Source organism: Botrimarina mediterranea (genome assembly GCF_007753265.1).
GTDB classification, from domain to species: Bacteria; Planctomycetota; Planctomycetia; order Pirellulales; family Lacipirellulaceae; genus Botrimarina; species Botrimarina mediterranea.
The window spans coordinates 4624292-4641236 of the sequence record NZ_CP036349.1; the positions used below are offsets into that span (position 1 = coordinate 4624292).

Sequence of the window (16945 nt, forward strand, 5' to 3'; positions counted from 1 at the left end):
TCGCCCGACGCTCCCGAATGGCGCCCGCGGCGGCAGCTCTTCACCACGCAACTCTTGCAGCCGAGTCGACCTCCATGCCTACGAGCCGCCGCCCCCTCCCCAGCGCTCAGGGGGCGCTGTCTGTCGGTATTTTTGCCGTCATTGTTTTGTACGCCGCCGTTGTCTCGGGCGCATGCGGCTGTTATTCGTGCATGTCCGGTCTGGCTTGCGCTTTCCGCTCGGAGCCCTATGTCGGCGACGCTACGGACAGCCTCGGTTCGTCGCTCGACGAGGAAGAGGTCCCGTATGGCGAGTTCCGCATCACCAATCGCTGGAGTTCGACTTCCTACAACCCGTCGACCAGTAGCCGCGGCACCCCGATCACATTGTCTTGGGGCATCGTCGCTGACGGCACGCCGATCCCAGGCGACGGTGGCGATTCGAGCAGCCTGATTTCGATGCTCAACGGTCAGTACGGCGCGGGCCCGGGAGGGATCGAGAATGCCCCGTGGTTCCGACTTTTTGAGGACGCGTTCAACCGATGGTCCGAGGTCGCCGGCATCACCTACGTCTATGAACCGAACGACGGCGGCGCCGCGATCGATGGCACCACCACTCCCGCTGGACAGCGCGGCGTGTACGCCGACGCGCGGATCGGCGGCCATTCGATCGACGGGTCGACGGGTGGCAACACGCTTGCCTACAACTATTACCCGAACCATGCGGACATGGTGATCGACACCGACAACTTTTCTTTTTACGGCAATCGCGCGAACGACTCCCGGGCGATGCGTAATACGTTGATGCACGAGGCCGGTCACGGGCTCGGGCTGAACCACGTTGACTCCAACAACTCGGGCCAGTTGATGGAGCCGTTCATCCAGAGCGAGTTCGACGGTCCGCAGATCGACGACATCCGCGCCGCCCACCGCAACTACGGCGACGCGTTGGAGAAGAATGGAGGCAACGACACGCAACCCCGGGCGACGCCGATCGGCGTCATTAACGCCGGCGATCGCTGGTCACTCGGCATCCATGGCGGCGCGCAGGTGGTCTCCCGAGATATGACCGATTTCATCAGCATCGATGGTCTCAACGACCGTGACTTCTACAGCTTCTCCGTCAGTTCTCCGGTGGACGCTCAGATCGTCATCACTCAGCTCGGTCGCACCTACAACGAAGGCCCGCAAGACGGCGATCAGTCTCCTCTGGTGACTTCGCAGTTGAACCCGCTCGACTTGTCGCTTTACAGCAGCTCGGCGACGCAGGGGATCGCTCTGCTTGCCGACGCCGACCCGCGGACCCTCACGCGGAAGTCCATCGTATCCGTGAACCTCGTTCCGGGACTCGATTACTCGCTCTTCGTGCGGGGCACGGTGGACGACATTCAGCTGTATCGGCTCGACATGTTGTTCACGGCGCTGGCGGTTCCCGAGCCGGCGACGCTCGCGATGCTGTTGATTGGCTTTGCGGCCGTAGCGCCGCGGCGTTCCGCGGCTTGACGCTCGGCTTTCGGCTGTGCCATAACCGGAGCTTGCGGGCGGCAGGAGGGTCGCCCGTGCGCGGGGCGCCCCAGGCGGGCCCCGCGGACGCCCCGACCCGCATCCCGGACGCCCCGTCCGGATAGGATGGCCATGACCGAACCGACGGTCCCGCCGACACGCGACGAACTCGATCTACGCGCCTACGAGAGCCGCCTCACCCGCCCCGTGCGGGAGAAGGCCGCCGAGCTGCAAGAGGGCGTGCGGCTGAAGCACGTGATCTTCGCCGGGCAGCTCTGGCCGCAGTTGCTGGAGAACCTCGCCGACACCGCGGACCAGATCCGCGTGATGTCGAAGTCACGGCCCGGGCAAGATTTTCTGCGCGACCTGCTCGCCAACAAGCGGGCCATGCTGTACTTCACGCAGCCTTCGACGCGGACCTTCCTGTCGTTCACTGCGGCATGCCAGATCCTCGGCATGGTCTGCAATGAAGTCCGCGACGCGAGCACCTCGAGCGAAGCGAAGGGCGAGACGCGGTTCGACTCGATTCGTATGTTCTCGAGCTACTTCGATCTGATCATCATGCGCTCGCCGCTGGCCCGCTTGGCGGAGTCGTGCGCGTACCTGATGAACGATCTCGAGCGGAGCGGCCAGCGGAGCGTGCCGATCGTCAACGCCGGGTCGGGCGCGGACGAGCACCCGACGCAGGCGCTGCTCGACATCTACACCTTGCAGCGGACGTTCCAGTTCGAGAACCCGATGGACTCGCCCGTAAGCCGTCTCGACGAGCTGCGCAGCTCTTACGGCTACAGCGACTTGGCGAAGGGCCTCTCGGACAAGACCTACTGCTTCTGCGGCGACATCGGCCGCGGGCGCACGGTGCGTTCGTTGGCAATGCTGCTGGCGGAATATCCGGGCGTGCGGCTAGTGTTCGTGACACCCGACCACGAGAAGCTGCGGATGCGCGACGACCTGAGGCAGCGACTGATGCAGAAGGGCGTGCCGATCTTCGAGGTCGATTCACTCGAGGCGTCCGTGAATGGCAAGCCGGTCATCGAGACGCTCGACGCCCTCTACATGACACGGGTGCAGAAGGAACACGACACGGCCGACGACGCCGCGGCGATGGCACAGCTCGACCTGACGCCCTACAAATTAACAACAACCCTGGTGCGACGTATGAAAGCGTACGCTCCGATATTGCACCCATTCCCCCGCGACCAACATTTCGGCGAGATCCCCGCCGAGATCGACGCCGACCCCCGGGCGATGTATTTTCGCCAGGCCCGTAACGGGATGTGGGTCCGCGCGGCGTTGCTCGCCCATCTGATGGACGCCGACGGTCAAATCGACCGCTACTACCACCGCAAGTTCCACGAGAGGCACGAGTACAGCAGTTAGGGGCCTGACGGCCCCAGGGGCTAGGGACGAGGGGTTAGGGACGAGGGATTGGATGGTTTACCGTCCTAGATTGCTCACCTTTTCTCTCCCTCGTGCCCTGTCCCTCGCCCCAAACCCCTGGGCCGTCAGGCCCCGCCATGCGTCTCTTGATTGACGGCTACAACCTGCTGCACGCCACCGACTTGTTCGGCGCGGGTGAGTTGGCGGGGACGCTGCGGGGGTCGCGGGAGGCGCTGGTCGCGTTTTTGGCGCAGCGGCTTTCGGCTGTGGAGCGGCGGGCAACGGTGATCGTCTTCGACGCCGCCGAGGCCCCGCCGGGGCTGCCCGACCGAGTGGAGTGCGACGGGATTGACCTACGGTTCGCCCGTGGCTTTCCCAACGCCGACGAGATGATCGAGGCGATCCTCGAGCCGATGCACCGGGCAAAACACCTCACGGTGGTCTCGGGCGACCGTCGCGTGCAACGCGCGGCGCGCTCTAGTGGCGCTAGGTGGGTCGATAGCGACGCGTGGTTCGCCGATTTGTGTCGGCGGCCAGTGATTGCAGACGAGGCGTCTAGCGCCAAGCCGATAGGTCCGGTTGGAACCACCGCCGATTGGGTGGCCGAGTTTTCCGATCCCGAAGCGCTCGCGGAGATCGAACGTCAGGCGGCCGCCGCGGCGCCGCCGAAGCGATTGCCGCCGCGGCATGCCGAAGACGCGCCCGCGCCGTCGGGACCGGCCGCTGAGAAGCCCAAGAAACGGCGGCGCCCGCCGCTCGACCCCACTGGCGACAAGCCCGCCGGCGCGTTTGGCGCGGGGATCGACGATCTCTTTCCGCCTGGATACGGCGAGGACCTTCTTGACGGCGACGACAACGGCGACAACCGAGCCGATCACAGGCCCAGACGCTGACCGCGGCGCAGGGCTACGCCACTCTGACCGTCCCAATCCGCAAAGCCGGAACTCGCAGGGGACGAGATTCCGACATTCCCGCGACATTTTTGCGCGTTCTTGCCGTGGGTTGCCACTGCGCAGGAGGGAACACCAATTCGTGACTTACGTTTGGCGGACCGCGTTTCCCTAGCGAAAGCGTGTGAACTGGTCGCCCACCATCCAAGCGCCGAGTCCGCAGGATCCCTTCAGGAGTTCCCCGTGGAAGACAATGAGCTGCTCGTCGATTTTGTCGTCGAGGCAAACGAACACCTAGCCGGAATCGAGAACCAGTTTCTCGCGATTGAAGAGGCGGCGCCAAGCGTCGATGTCGCCCTCGTCAACGAAGTCTTTCGTGCCATTCACTCGATCAAGGGCGCCGCGGGCTTCCTCGGTTTGCGGACGGTCAATGACCTGGCGCACAACCTCGAGAACGTCCTCAACATGATGCGTAACGAGGAGCTGACGCCAACGTCGGCGATCGTTGACGACATGCTCAAGGGCGCCGACGCGCTGAAGCATTTGATCGAGGACGTCGAGAACTCCAACGGAGTCGATGTCAGCGACCACATCGCGGCGCTCGAACGCATCGCTGCCGCGGCGCTGGATATCGGCAACGAGCCCGCCCCGCAGCCGGCTGTGCAGCCCGTTACGCCAGTCGCGGTTGAGCCTGAGCCCGCCCCGGCGGCGCCACCCGCCCAGCTTCCGTCCGGCGTGCCGACCGACGAGGAACTCGAAGCCGTCATCAACGCCAAGCTAGCCGCCAAGAAGGCCGCTAAAGCCGCCGCGCTGAAGCCGCCATCCGCCACGCAAGAGCCGACGCCCGGCTCCGAAGGCGACTCGAAAGAGAACGCGCCGGGCAAGACGGTTCCCGAGGCGCAGATCCGCGTCGCGGTCGGCGTGCTCGATAGCCTAATGAATCTTGCCGGCGAGCTGGTGCTCAGCCGCAACCAGCTACTGCAAGCGGTGTCGACCACCGAGCGGACGGGCCTGGAGGCGATTTCGGCCCGGCTGGACCAGATCACCAGCGAGCTGCAAGAAGCGATCATGCAGACGCGGATGCAGCAGATCGGCACCGTGTTCAGCCGCTTCCCGCGAGTCGTCCGCGACCTGTCGAGCAAGCTCGGCAAGCAATGCGATATCGTCATCGAGGGCAAGGAGGTCGAGGTCGACAAGACGATCGTCGAGGCGATTGGCGACCCGCTCACGCACCTCGTGCGCAACTCGTGCGATCACGGCGTCGAATCTCCCGAGACGCGTCTCGGCGCCGGCAAGCCCGCCAAGGGGACCATCCAGCTCAAGGCCTGCTACCAAGCCGGCAAGGTGCGGATCGAGATCAAGGACGACGGTGGCGGCATCTGCCCCAACAAGCTCCGCGCGAAGGCGGTGCAGAAGGGCGTCATTACCGCCGAGCAAGCCGAGTCGATGAACGACCGCGATGCTTTGCGGCTGATCTTCGCCCCGGGCTTTTCCACCGCAGCCGAGGTGACCGACGTTTCGGGCCGTGGCGTCGGCATGGACGTGGTCCGTACGAACATCTCCAAGCTGGGCGGCACGGTTGACGTTGAGTCGGAACCGGGCGTCGGTACGAGCATCATCGTTACGCTGCCGCTGACGCTCGCCATTATCCCGTCGCTGATTGTCCAGGTCGGCTGCGACCGCTTCGCGATCCCGCAGGTCAACATCGCCGAACTGGTCCGCGTCCGCGAAAGCGAGCGTGGCTCGAAGCTGGGCCGTGTCAAGGACGCCGAGGTCCTCCGCCTCCGTGGTCAACTCTTGCCGCTGGTGCGGTTGCGTGAGACGCTCGATTGTGCCCCGGCCGAGGGCCCGATCCAAGGGAACGCCACGGGCGCCACGAACGTCATCGTCGTTGACACGGGGCAGACCCGCTTCGGCCTGGTCGTTGACGCGCTGCACGACTCGGAAGAGATCGTCGTCAAGCCACTCGGGCGCCACCACAAGAACTGCCGGAAGCTCGCCGGGGCGACGATTCTGGGCGATGGTCATGTCGCCTTGATCCTCGATATCGCTGGGATCGCTGGCGACCTCAACCTGCGTGGCGAAGAAGAGCTCCGCGATAAGGACGCCGACGCCCTGTCCTCTAGCACGAAGGACGAGGACCGCCAGTCGTTGTTGTTCTTCAAGAACAATCCGAAGGACTCGTTTGTGGTCCCGATGGATATCATCGCCCGCATCGAAAGGGTCCGGGTCGATCAGATCGACTCCGTCGGTGGGCGCGAGGTGCTTCAGTACCGCAACGCCACCCTTCCGCTGATGCGGCTCGAATCTTGCATCTCGACCGGCGCCGGCGACTTCGCCGAGAGCGTGTCGGTCGTGGTCTATGAGGCACGCGGCCGCGAGGTGGGACTCATTGCCCCGATCCTCGAAGACATCCGCGACGTCCCGGTCAACATCGACACGGTCACGTTCCGCGAGCCGGGCGTTATCGGTTCATTGGTCTACAACGAGCGGACGCTGCGGCTCATCGACCTCTTCGAGCTGACGCAGATGTGTCACCCCGAGTGGTTCGCCAATGACCCCGAGCCCGAGCTGAACGAGGAGTCGCTGGCGCCGATGATTCTGCTCGCCGAGGACTCGGGGTTCTTCCGCACCCAGGTGAAGAACATCTTCGAAGAGAAAGGCTATCGCGTCGTTGACTGTGAAGACGGCCAGCTCGCATGGGAAGAGCTCGACTCGGAGCGCGAGCGATTCGATCTGCTCGTTACCGACATCGAGATGCCGAACATGAACGGCTTTCAGCTCTGCGAACGCCTGAAGAATGACCCGCGTTTCGCTTCGATACCGGTCATCGCGTTGACGTCGCTGGCCGGTTCGGCCGACATCCAACACGGCATGGAAGTGGGCATCGACGACTACCAGATCAAGATGGATCGCGACAAGCTGCTGACCGCTGTTCAGAACTTCGCCGGCCAAGCCCAGCGCGGCCGCACTGTAGGGAGCTACGCATGAACGCCATCGCGACATCCAAAGAGACTTCGACTTCCAACGACCGGGTACAATTCGCGACGTTCTACGTCGGCGAGCTACTGATGGGAGTCGATATCCGCCTGGTCCAGGAGATCAACCGTCAACTCGAGATGACCCCGGTGCCGAATGCGCCGCGTCATGTCCGGGGGGTGATCAACCTGCGTGGCGAGGTCGCGACCGTGATCGACCTGCGAACCGTGCTCGGCCTGCCCCCTGCGGAGCAGACCCGCGACACCCGGAACCTCATCGTTCACTCGCAAGGCGAGGCGATAGGCCTGCTGGTCGATCGGATCTCGGACATCCTGACCGTCCGTCCCGACCAGATCAGCGAACCCCCTTCGAACGTCGATGGCGTCGACGGGAAGTTCTTCTTAGGGGTTCACACGTTAGAGAAAGACATCTGCGTACTGCTGGATGTCGAAGAAGTGCTGTCCGACCGCGATTAACAATCAACTCGCAACCGATCCCCACCACGGGGTTAGCCGTCCTGCTGCCCCTCCTGACTAGATACCTCCGATGAAGATCAGCACTCGTCTCGCTCTCGGCTTCCTCGCTTGTGGAGTCGCGCCGCTACTCGTCGCGGGGATTGTCAGCTACCGATCGTCGATTGGTGGCGTCGCCCAATTGCGTGAGCACGCCGCCAACGACATCCGCACCCGCGCGGTATCGCTGCTCGAACAGCAACGCGGATTGAAGACCCAGCAGATCGAGGAGTACTTCGCGCGGATTGGCGACCAGGCCGTCACCTTTGCCGAAGACCGTATGGTCGTCGAGGCAATGCGACACTTGCCGGGCTTCTTCACTGGCTACGCGGACGCTATCGCTAACGATGACGCGTCGATCGAGACGCTCCGCAACGAGTTGCGTGAGTTCTACGCCAACGACTTCGCGAAGCGGTACACCGATCTGAATGACGGCCAGACACCCGACTATGAGGCATGGATCGATGGGCTCGACGACGAGTCGGTGGCCCTCCAGCACGCCTACCTTCTGAAGAATGAGAATCCGCTCGGATCAAAGCACCTGCTGGACACAGCGGACGAGCGGACCGACTACGGCCGGCTCCACGCCGTCATCCACCCTGTCATCCGCAACTATCTCGACAAGTTTGGGTACTACGACATCTTCCTGATCGACAACGAATCGGGCGACGTCGTCTACTCGGTCTTCAAGGAACTCGACTTCACCACTTCGCTGACGGATGGCGCCTACGCGTCGTCGAACTTCGGCGCCGCGTTCCGTAAAGCTCAAACGCTCAACAAGGGTGAAGTGACGCTCGTCGATTTCGAGCAGTATGCCCCCTCGTACGAGGCGCCGGCGAGCTTCATCGCGACGCCGATCTTCGACGGTGACGAGCGGCTGGGAGTCTTGTGCTTCCAGATGCCCGTCGATCGCATCAAGGCGATCATGGCTTACCGGGAAGGGCTCGGCGAAACCGGCGAGGCGATCCTCGTCGGCGCCGACAAGAAGATGCGGAGCGACTCGCACCTAGAGCCCGAGACGCACAGCCTCGACGCGTCGTTCCGTCGTGGCGACTCCGGCCGCGTTGATACGCCGGCCATCGCGGCCGCTCTCAAAGGTGAAAAGGGATCGGATGTCGCTGACGATTATCGCGGCGTCGAAACGCTCAGCGCGTACGGCCCGGTCGATTTGCTCGGCCTGCGATGGGCGATCGTCTCGAAGATGGACGCTGCGGAAGCATTCGCAGCCATGACCTCGATGGAAGAAACGGCCGATTCAATCGCGTCGAGCCTGCTGTGGACGAGCGTCGGCGTACTGATCGCCGCAACTACAGCTGTTCTGGCCCTCGCTTGGCTGGTCGGTCGATCGATCCTGGGACCGATCCGTTCGTTGGGGAGCCGTATCCAGGACATCGCTGAGGGCGAGGCCGACCTCACCCGCCGTGTCGATGAGTCGAGTGACGAACTCGGCGAGCTTGCCCACTGGTTCAATGTGTTCATTGAGCGGGTCCAGAAGATCCTGCAACAGGTGTCTCAGACCAGCCTGTCGCTGTCGGGCGCCTCAGAACAACTGGCGATGACCGCCGTCTCTCTCGCCGCCGGCGCCGAGCAGACGGGGCAGCAGTCCACTAAAGTCAGCTACGCCGCCGAACAGATGTCGCACAGCATCGGCGAGATCGCCTCGACGAGCGAGCAGATGGCCGCCAATGTCCGGAGCGTTGCGGCGGCGACCGAAGAGATGACCTCGACGATCAACGAGATCGCCAAGAACGCCGAACAGTCCGCCAATGTCGCCGACCGGGCGGCGCGTCTCGCCGAAGTGAGCAATGATCGCGTCGGCGGGCTCGGGCAAGCCGCCAACGAGATTGGCAAGGTCATCGAGGTGATCCAAGACATCGCCGAACAAACGAACCTCCTGGCGCTCAACGCCACGATCGAAGCGGCCCGCGCAGGCGAGGCCGGCAAGGGCTTCGCCGTGGTCGCCTCGGAGGTTAAGGACCTTGCCAAGCAGACCGCATCGGCCACCGATGACATCCGCAAGCGGATCGAAGGGATCCAGAACTCGACCGGCGATGCCGTCGAATCGATCCGGGAGATCACCTCGGTCATCACCAACGTGAACGATGTCGCCCGCACGATCGCCGCGGCGGTCGAAGAGCAGAGCATCACGACGCGCGAGATTTCACAGAACGTCTCGCAGGCCGCTTCGGCGACCGAAGTGGTCGTATGCGGCGTTTCGCAATCGGCGACCGCCAGCCGCGGCATCACCGACAACATCACCGGCGTTGACGACGGCGCCCGGCAAACGGCGGTCGCCGCTAACGACACCAAGTCGGCCGGCGCCGAAGTGGCCCGACTCGCCACCGAGCTGAATGGCATGGTCTCGCAGTTCCGGCTGTGAGTCGTCGACGCGACTGCTTTAAGCCTCCCCCGATTGACCCCACCCTGAAACCGCTTCCAATGTCCCGCCCCTTGCGATGCCTGGTAGTCGATGACTCGGCCTTGTACCGCAAGGTCGTCCGCGATGTGCTCGCGGCGATCCCGGGGGTCGAGGTCGTTGGGATCGCTACCGATGGGGCTCGGGCCGTCGAGCAGATCGAGGCGTTGCGTCCCGATCTCGTGACGCTCGACCTGGAGATGCCCCGCCTCGACGGGATCGGCGTACTCAAGGAACTGCAGAGGAAGCAGATCGACGTCGCGGCGATCATGGTCAGCGCGTTCACCGCCAGCGGTGCGAAGACGACGACCGAAGCCCTCAGCCTGGGGGCGTTCGATTTTATTCTCAAGCCGACGACCAACTCACTCGACGAGAGCATCTTGCAACTCCGTCACGACCTCGCGCCGAAAGTCAACGCGGCCCGCCTCCGTGGGTTGGCGGCGCCGTCGGCGCGAACCGCACCTGCCCTGCGGACCGCCATCCCGGCTCGGCCGGCAGCGTCCAAGCCGAGGCTGCCCAACCTGCGGCCCGAGATCGTCGCCATCGGCGTCTCGACCGGCGGGCCGCAGGCGCTCACCCAACTTCTGCCGAAACTGCCGGCGAACTTCCCGACGCCGATCGTCGTCGTGCAGCACATGCCGCCGATGTTCACCAAGAGCCTCGCCGACGACCTCGATAAGCGTTGCCAACTCCGGGTTTCGGAAGGGACCCAAGGCCAACCGCTGCGGCGCGGTGAGATCATCATCGCCCCGGGTGGCCGCATGATGCGGGTCGTGAAGCAGCCCGCCGGCGCCACCATCCAACTCACCGACGATCCGCCGGAACGCAACTGCAAGCCATCGGCCGACTTCTTGTTCCGCTCGGTGGCGAGCGGCTACGGCGCCCGTGCGCTGGCGGTTGTCCTCACCGGCATGGGGGACGACGGCACGCTTGGCGCCAAGCAGATCAAGTCCGCTGGCGGGATGGTGCTAGCGCAGGACGAGGCGTCTTGCGTCGTCTACGGCATGCCCAAGAGCATTGTCGAGAACAACCTAGCCGACGAAGTGCTCCCGTTGAATCAGATCGCCGATCACCTGGGCGCGATTGCGGCCGGGAGGGTGCTGGTATGAAACCAAACGGAGCCGACATCGACGCGATCTGCGACCTGGTCAACGAGCTTTGCGGGATTTATCTCGATACCAGTAAGGACTATTTGATCGAAGGCAGGCTCGCCAAGCTCGTTAAGCAAGCGGGCTGCGCGAGCTACGTCGACTTCGCCCGCAAGGTGCGGGTCGACGCGCGGCTCAAGAACGACGTGGTGGACGCCATCACGACCAACGAGACGCTGTGGTTCCGTGACAACACGCCGTTTGACGCCCTGCGATACAAGATCTTCCCGGAGTTAATCGACGCCAAGGCTGGGTCGCTGTTTCCAAAGAAGTTCCGCGTTTGGTCCGCGGCGTGCAGCACGGGCCAAGAAGCATATAGCATCGCGATGGCGTTCGCCGACGTCGTGCCCGACTTCGAGAGCTGGGACCTGCAGATCTACGGCACCGACATCTCGCCGGCCGCTGTCGCCCAAGCGCAACGCGGCGTCTACAACGAACTCGAAGTCAATCGCGGGCTCGATCAGAAGTACCGCGGCGCCTATTTTGTGAAGTCGGCCGGCGGCTGGGGGGTGAACGACGTGCTGAAACGTCGCTGCCGGTTCGAGGTTCGCAACTTGCTCAAGCCCTTTACGAATGTGGGCACGTTCGACCTGATCTTCTGCCGCAACGTGGCGATTTACTTCACGCCTACGGACCGCAAGTCGCTGTTCCAGCGTCTCGGACAGACGCTCAATCGTGGCGGCTGGCTGTTTACCGGCTCGGGCGAGTCGCTGATGGACCTTGGCCCCAACTGGGCGCCCAAGCAACACTGCCGCGCGGTGTGCTATCAACCCAACGGCTGCAACGGCGTCGCGACGCTGAAGCGCTAGCGCGGCCGGCGGTGTTAGTCGTCGGTGGGTGCCTGATACCCGCTACTCACCGACGACTAACGTCGCGCGCCTCGCCTTTACGACGCTTGGACAATCCTTGCGAGGGTTTGAGCAGCGTTCTCGACACAGCGGGCGTTCGCCCCGTCGCTCGATTGGCCCTTCAAGAACCGACCGAGGTAAGCGCCCGCTTCGCGCGCGAGTGTGCGCCGGCGTGATGGAGGCGGTTGCACGATTTCCGAGGCGGAAGTCGCGGTCACGACGGCGACAATCAGCGTGGGCTCGCCGTCTTCCACGCCTGCACGAGCCGTCACGGCGGCCCAATCGGTCGTCGCCGCAACTGCAGACGCCTTGGATAGTTCACCGTCTCCTAATGGAGTGTGGGCTATGCGATCACAGCAAATGCTTGATTCGATGGCGATGCGTACAGCGCTGGCATGGACTTCGCTTGCGAGAACAACATCGCCGACAGCGGCGCGGCCGGTGATTGCTGTCGCCGGGCCGATCACGACACGGTGATTGGCCGGATTGCCGAGGGACATCGCCCGCAGGCAGCCGCTGAGCGTCGCCGCACGCGCGGCGGTGACGCGTTGAGGATAGCCCACCGCGATGCGGCGGCCATGCCACAGACCCGACTCGACGGCGATCTGCGGTCCGTCGTGGCGGGTGACGCGCGTCATCTGGCGAAGCATTCCAGCGGTTAGCTCACCGTTCACGTCCCAGATGGCGACGTCGCAGCGCTCGGGGCCTACCATGGCGTTCACCCCTTCGGCAGCGTGATCGTGACCGTGACGCCCCGCCCCGGCTCGCTATCGAGCCGCACAGCGCCGCCATGGTCCGTGATGATCCGCCAACACTTGGAGAGCCCGAAACCCAAGCCGCGGCCCGCTTCGCGGCCGCTGAAGAAGGGATCGAACACGTGCGGTTGGATCTCGGCAGGCACGCCGGGGCCGTTATCGATGACGCGGATCACGGCGTCGCCGTGGCTTTCGTCCACGGAGACACGGACCTCGCCCCCCTGCCCTAGCGCGTCGAGGCTGTTGTCGACCACCGCACGGACGGCGACAGCGAGTTGCGCCCTATCCGCCTTGGCGATGACGGGCGATGTCGCGTCCGCCATCAGCAGGAGCGTCTCCGCCGAATCCGCCCGCGGCGCCAACTCAGCGACGACCGCTTTGGCGACGGCGCCTAAATCGATCGGCGCCTTCACCAACTGCGGCGGCCGCGCGAAGAGCATCAGGTCGGAAATCATCTCATGGGCGCGCATCGCCGCGCGGTGCATCGCCTCGAGCGCCTTCCGCTTGTCGGCGTCGTCCTCGCGTTTGAGCATCGTCTGCGCGCGGAGGGCGATGTTCGCCAGCGGGTTGTTGATCTCATGACTCGCGCCGTAGGCCAGCTCCTTCATTGCGTCGAGCTTCGCGCGCCGCAGCTCGTCCGCAAACCACCGCCGTAGCTCATCAGAAATCGGCTCTGGTGGATCGAACATTTCCTCATCTCAACTAACCGCCAAGACGCCAAGAGCGCCAAGGATCGCCAAAAAACTGAACCAGTTTCTGACTTTCCTTGGCGCTCTTGGCGCTCTTGGCGTCTTGGCGGTTCCGATTGTCCCGTCAGCCCGCCGAGGCGGGTTCCATGTCGAGGAGCTGGCAGACGCGGCTCATCAGGGTGTCGACGTCAAACGGCTTCTTCATGAAGTCGTCGGCGCCGGCGCCGCGGAGCTTTTGAATGCGGTCCTCTTCGACCATGCCACTGATGCAAATGATCCGCACGTCGTCCATCGACTTGTCGCTGCGGACCAGCTGACAGACTTCCATGCCGTTGATGTCTGGCAGCATCACGTCGAGCACCACCAGGTCGGGGCGGAACTCCTTGATCATCATGCCGGCGCCGAAGCCGTTGTTGACGCTGCGGACATCGAAGCGGCCGTCGCGCTCGAAGTGATCGACCAGCAGGTCCACCAGATCGACGTCGTCGTCAACGACGAGCAGCTTGCGGCGCCCGCTGTCGAGGGCGTCGGTCGGGATGCCGTTGTCCCGCATGAAGGAGTACAGCTGGTCGCGCGGGATGCGGCGGAATCGGCTGCCAGGGACGCGGAAGCCCTTGAGCTGTCCCGAGTCGAAGCAGCGGATAATCGTCTGCTGGCTGACCTTACAGATCTTCGCGGCTTCGCCGGTCGTGAAGACAGTTTTCATGGACGAACCACCCCTCTCCCTAGTTGATGGCTGTGCGTCAGGCCGGGCGATTCGGCGGCCGGCCCTTCCCTCTTAAGGGTCAGGGCCAGAGCCGAGCGGCTCCGTCCACGCTCGATTTTCGTTTTGCTTCCGCGGCGGTCGCGCCCCATAAGGCGGCGACCGACGCGACCGATGGTTCTGAACTTCGCCTCGTTCGCCCGCAGCGCCCGAAGGACGCTTCGAACTATGCGACGCGGATCGCCCAGACCTGCTAGTCGAAGCCTGACCTGCAGCCCAGGGGGCCCGCAGGGCGCCTTCTTTCCGTAGCTTTGCAAACTATCGCGATCGTGCAAACGTCATTTGCGACGCAAACGCCACCGGTATCGCAAAGCCCCACGGAGACCGCAGAACACTGGCCTCACCGCATTCGCCGAGGTTGCCTCAATTACCCTCGTCGCCGGATTATAAGGGGCGAGGGCCCCCCGTCAACACGAGTCGCATCGCTGTAAGCGATTGCAGGAAAAGCACTTAACCGTAAATCGTTGCATGAAAATGCGGGCAGTGAACTTCGTCAGCTTCGTGCGTAAGGTCACGCCTGAGGCTGAGAATCGCTGCGCCGCTTGCCGCCGTCGAGGTGCGCCATGAGCAGTGCGATGTCCGCCGGGGTTACCCCGCTGATGCGGCTTGCCTGGGCGAGGTTCGTCGGCTGCACGCGAGACAGCTTCTCGCGCGCCTCGTGTCGCAGGTGCGTCAGACGCGCGTAGTCGAACGCCGCGGGGATCCGCTTCTCGGCGAGCCGGTGCTGGCGATCGATCTCCGTCTGCTGTCGGGCGACGTAGCCCGAGTAACGGGCGTCGAACAGCGCCTGCTCGATCACGTCGCTCGGCGCGCTGGCGAGCTCGGCGGCGGGTTCGGCGGGCGCCATCGCGACGATAGCTTGCCAGTCGATCTCGGGGCGCCTGAGGTGCTCGCCCAAGTTGCGGCCTTGATAGCGGACGCTCTCCAGGAGGCCCGCAATGCGATCCACGAGGCCCAGCTTCCGCCGCAGGCGTTCTTCACGTTCGGCCGTCACGAGCCCGCAGCGGGCCCCCAGGGGCGTTAGACGGCGGTCCGCGTTGTCTTGGCGGAGCGAGAGTCGGTACTCGGCCCGGCTCGTAAACATGCGGTAGGGCTCGTCCACGCCGCACGTCACGAGGTCGTCCACCAAGACGCCGATGTACGCTTCGTCCCGTGCCAGCACCAACGGCTCGCGGTTGGCGACCTGCAGTGCGGCGTTGGCGCCAGCAATGAGGCCCTGGGCGGCCGCTTCTTCGTAGCCGGTGGTGCCGTTGATCTGTCCGGCGAAGAACAAGCCCGCGACGTGCTTCGACTCGAGCGTCGGCGTCAACTGATCGGGCGGGGCGTAATCGTACTCGACGGCGTAGCCATAGCGCATGATCTTCGCCCTCTCGCAGCCGGGGATGTGGCGGAGCATGGCGTCCTGCACGTCGCGCGGCAGGCTTGTGGAAACGCCGTTGACGTAAACTTCGAGCGTCTGCCGCCCTTCGGGTTCGAGGAACAGTTGGTGCTGCTCCTTCTCGGCGAAGCGAACGACCTTGTCCTCGATCGACGGGCAGTAGCGTGGGCCGCTCGTGTTGATCTGCCCGCTATACATCGGCGCGCGGTGCAGGTTAGCGCGGATCAGGTCGTGGACGGCGGGCGTCGTGTACGTGATGTGGCAGGGGACCTGCTCCTGTGTCAGCCGATCGGTGAGAAACGAAAACGGTTGCGGCTCGGCGTCGCCGGGTTGCATTTCGCACTTCGAGTAGTCGATCGTCCGCGCATTAAGCCGCGGCGGCGTCCCGGTCTTGAAGCGCTCGAGCCGCACGCCAAGCCGCTCAAGCGACGCGCTAATACCGCACGAAGTCCCCTCGCCGCCCCGCCCCCCGGGAGTCTTCGCCTCACCGGTATGCATGAGGGCTTGGAGGAAGGTGCCGGTGGTGAGGACGACGGCATGCGCTTGGTAAGTGGCGCCGCCTCGGACACGGACACCATAGATCGAATGACGAAGATCGTTATCGTCATTCGTCATTCGTGCTTCGTCATTCTCCGTCAGGAGTTCTTCTACTCCCTCCTGCCGCAGATCCAAATTCTCTTGCTCTTCGACGAGTCGCTTGATCTCGGCTTGATAGGCGCGCTTGTCGGCTTGGGCGCGGGGGCTGTGCATCGCCGGGCCCTTGCTGCGGTTGAGCATCCGGAACTGGATGCCGGTAGCGTCGATCGCCCGGCCCATCGCGCCGCCGAGGGCGTCGATTTCGCGGACGATCTGCCCCTTGCCGACGCCGCCGATGGCCGGGTTGCAGCTCATCTGGCCGACCGTGTCGAGGTTCGTCGTCAGCAGGGCCGTCCGTGCCCCCATCCGCGCAGCGGCCAGCGCCGCTTCGGTACCGGCGTGGCCGGCGCCGATGACGATCACGTCGTATTCGTAGGTGGTTTCGCTCATAGCCAACTCATTGTATTCGGCCGGAAGGCCGCAGACGACGGGCCAGATACGGGCTACATTTTCGAGCATGCCAACCATGCGCTGCCCGTGGGCCGAGGGCTCCGACGCCGAACGCGATTACCACGATGCGGAGTGGGGTGTTCCGCTGCGCGACGACAATAGGCTGTTCGAGATGATCACGCTCGAAGGCGCGCAGGCGGGGCTCTCGTGGCGCACCGTGCTGCTCAAGCGCGAGGGCTACCGCCGAGCGTTTGCCGACTTCGAACCCGGGGTCGTCGCCCGCTACACGCCCAAGCGTGTCGAGAAGCTGCTGCTGGACGCGTCGATCATCCGCCATCGCGGCAAGATCGAATCGACGATCTCCAACGCTCGCGCGTTGCTAACGCTGCAAGAGGCGGGCGAGACGCTCTCAGGCCTCGTCTGGTCGTTCGTCGATGACAAGCCGGTCGTTAATCGTTGGAAGCAGATGGGCGACATCCCGTCCGAGACGACCGCCTCGAAAGCGATGAGCAAAGAACTCAAGAGCCGCGGCTTCCGCTTCGTCGGCCCCACCACCTGCTATGCCTTCATGCAGGCGGCGGGGTTAGTGAATGATCACCTCGTTTCATGCTTCCGCATGAAGCAAGTCGACGGTGAGCAGTAGGCAGTGGGCAGGATGCGGTCTCTCCCTTCGGGAGAGA

Annotated in this window: 13 protein-coding genes; 9 read left to right on the forward strand and 4 right to left on the reverse strand. The window is 64.2% G+C overall.

Going from position 1 to position 16945, the window contains the following annotated elements:
• Positions 1 to 74: 74 nt before the first annotated feature.
• From Spa11_RS17780 to Spa11_RS17815, 8 genes are all read left to right on the forward strand, one after another.
• Positions 75 to 1481 carry a matrixin family metalloprotease gene (locus Spa11_RS17780; protein ID WP_197529490.1) on the forward strand — a complete coding sequence of 469 codons (1407 nt, stop codon included), beginning with the start codon at positions 75 to 77 and terminating at the stop codon, positions 1479 to 1481.
• 132 nt (positions 1482 to 1613) lie between these two features.
• A complete protein-coding gene (locus Spa11_RS17785) occupies positions 1614 to 2861 on the forward strand; it encodes an aspartate/ornithine carbamoyltransferase family protein (RefSeq protein ID WP_145114713.1) in 1248 nt (415 codons plus the stop codon).
• Positions 2862 to 2998: 137 nt separating this feature from the next.
• Positions 2999 to 3754 (forward strand): NYN domain-containing protein, encoded by a 756-nt coding sequence (locus Spa11_RS17790; protein ID WP_145114715.1) that lies wholly within the window; start codon positions 2999 to 3001, stop codon positions 3752 to 3754.
• A 240-nt stretch (positions 3755 to 3994) separates the two neighbouring features.
• Positions 3995 to 6742: a hybrid sensor histidine kinase/response regulator gene (locus tag Spa11_RS17795; protein ID WP_145114717.1), complete on the forward strand. Its 2748-nt coding sequence runs from the start codon at positions 3995 to 3997 to the stop codon at positions 6740 to 6742.
• Positions 6739 to 7206: a chemotaxis protein CheW gene (locus Spa11_RS17800; protein WP_145114719.1), complete on the forward strand. Its 468-nt coding sequence runs from the start codon at positions 6739 to 6741 to the stop codon at positions 7204 to 7206. Before Spa11_RS17795 ends, Spa11_RS17800 begins: the two co-directional genes overlap by 4 nt.
• Before the next feature lie 70 nt (positions 7207 to 7276).
• Complete coding sequence (locus tag Spa11_RS17805; RefSeq protein ID WP_145114721.1) at positions 7277 to 9622, forward strand: methyl-accepting chemotaxis protein; 2346 nt, start codon at positions 7277 to 7279, stop codon at positions 9620 to 9622.
• Positions 9623 to 9681: 59 nt separating this feature from the next.
• Positions 9682 to 10767 carry a protein-glutamate methylesterase/protein-glutamine glutaminase gene (locus Spa11_RS17810; RefSeq protein WP_145114723.1) on the forward strand — a complete coding sequence of 362 codons (1086 nt, stop codon included), beginning with the start codon at positions 9682 to 9684 and terminating at the stop codon, positions 10765 to 10767.
• On the forward strand, positions 10764 to 11615 hold the full coding sequence (locus tag Spa11_RS17815) for a CheR family methyltransferase (RefSeq protein WP_145114725.1): 852 nt from the start codon (positions 10764 to 10766) through the stop codon (positions 11613 to 11615). Before Spa11_RS17810 ends, Spa11_RS17815 begins: the two co-directional genes overlap by 4 nt.
• 77 nt (positions 11616 to 11692) lie before the next feature.
• Here the strand turns inward: Spa11_RS17815 and Spa11_RS17820 are convergent, their stop codons facing one another.
• The 4 genes from Spa11_RS17820 to mnmG all read right to left on the reverse strand — a co-directional run bounded on the left by Spa11_RS17820 (position 11693) and on the right by mnmG (position 16265).
• Positions 11693 to 12367 carry a hypothetical protein gene (locus tag Spa11_RS17820; protein ID WP_145114727.1) on the reverse strand — a complete coding sequence of 225 codons (675 nt, stop codon included), beginning with the start codon at positions 12365 to 12367 and terminating at the stop codon, positions 11693 to 11695.
• A 5-nt stretch (positions 12368 to 12372) separates the two neighbouring features.
• Positions 12373 to 13098 (reverse strand): sensor histidine kinase, encoded by a 726-nt coding sequence (locus Spa11_RS17825; protein ID WP_145114729.1) that lies wholly within the window; start codon positions 13096 to 13098, stop codon positions 12373 to 12375.
• 124 nt (positions 13099 to 13222) lie between these two features.
• Positions 13223 to 13804 (reverse strand): response regulator, encoded by a 582-nt coding sequence (locus Spa11_RS17830; RefSeq protein WP_145114731.1) that lies wholly within the window; start codon positions 13802 to 13804, stop codon positions 13223 to 13225.
• A 568-nt stretch (positions 13805 to 14372) separates the two neighbouring features.
• The gene (mnmG, locus tag Spa11_RS17835) at positions 14373 to 16265 is read right to left on the reverse strand and encodes a tRNA uridine-5-carboxymethylaminomethyl(34) synthesis enzyme MnmG (protein ID WP_145114733.1); all 1893 of its coding nucleotides are present in this window, start codon (positions 16263 to 16265) and stop codon (positions 14373 to 14375) included.
• A gap of 67 nt (positions 16266 to 16332) precedes the next feature.
• Here mnmG and Spa11_RS17840 point away from each other — a divergent pair, with 67 nt between their 5' ends.
• Entirely contained in the window at positions 16333 to 16908 is a 576-nt protein-coding gene (locus Spa11_RS17840) for a DNA-3-methyladenine glycosylase I (protein ID WP_145114734.1), read from the forward strand.
• Positions 16909 to 16945 lie beyond the last annotated feature (37 nt).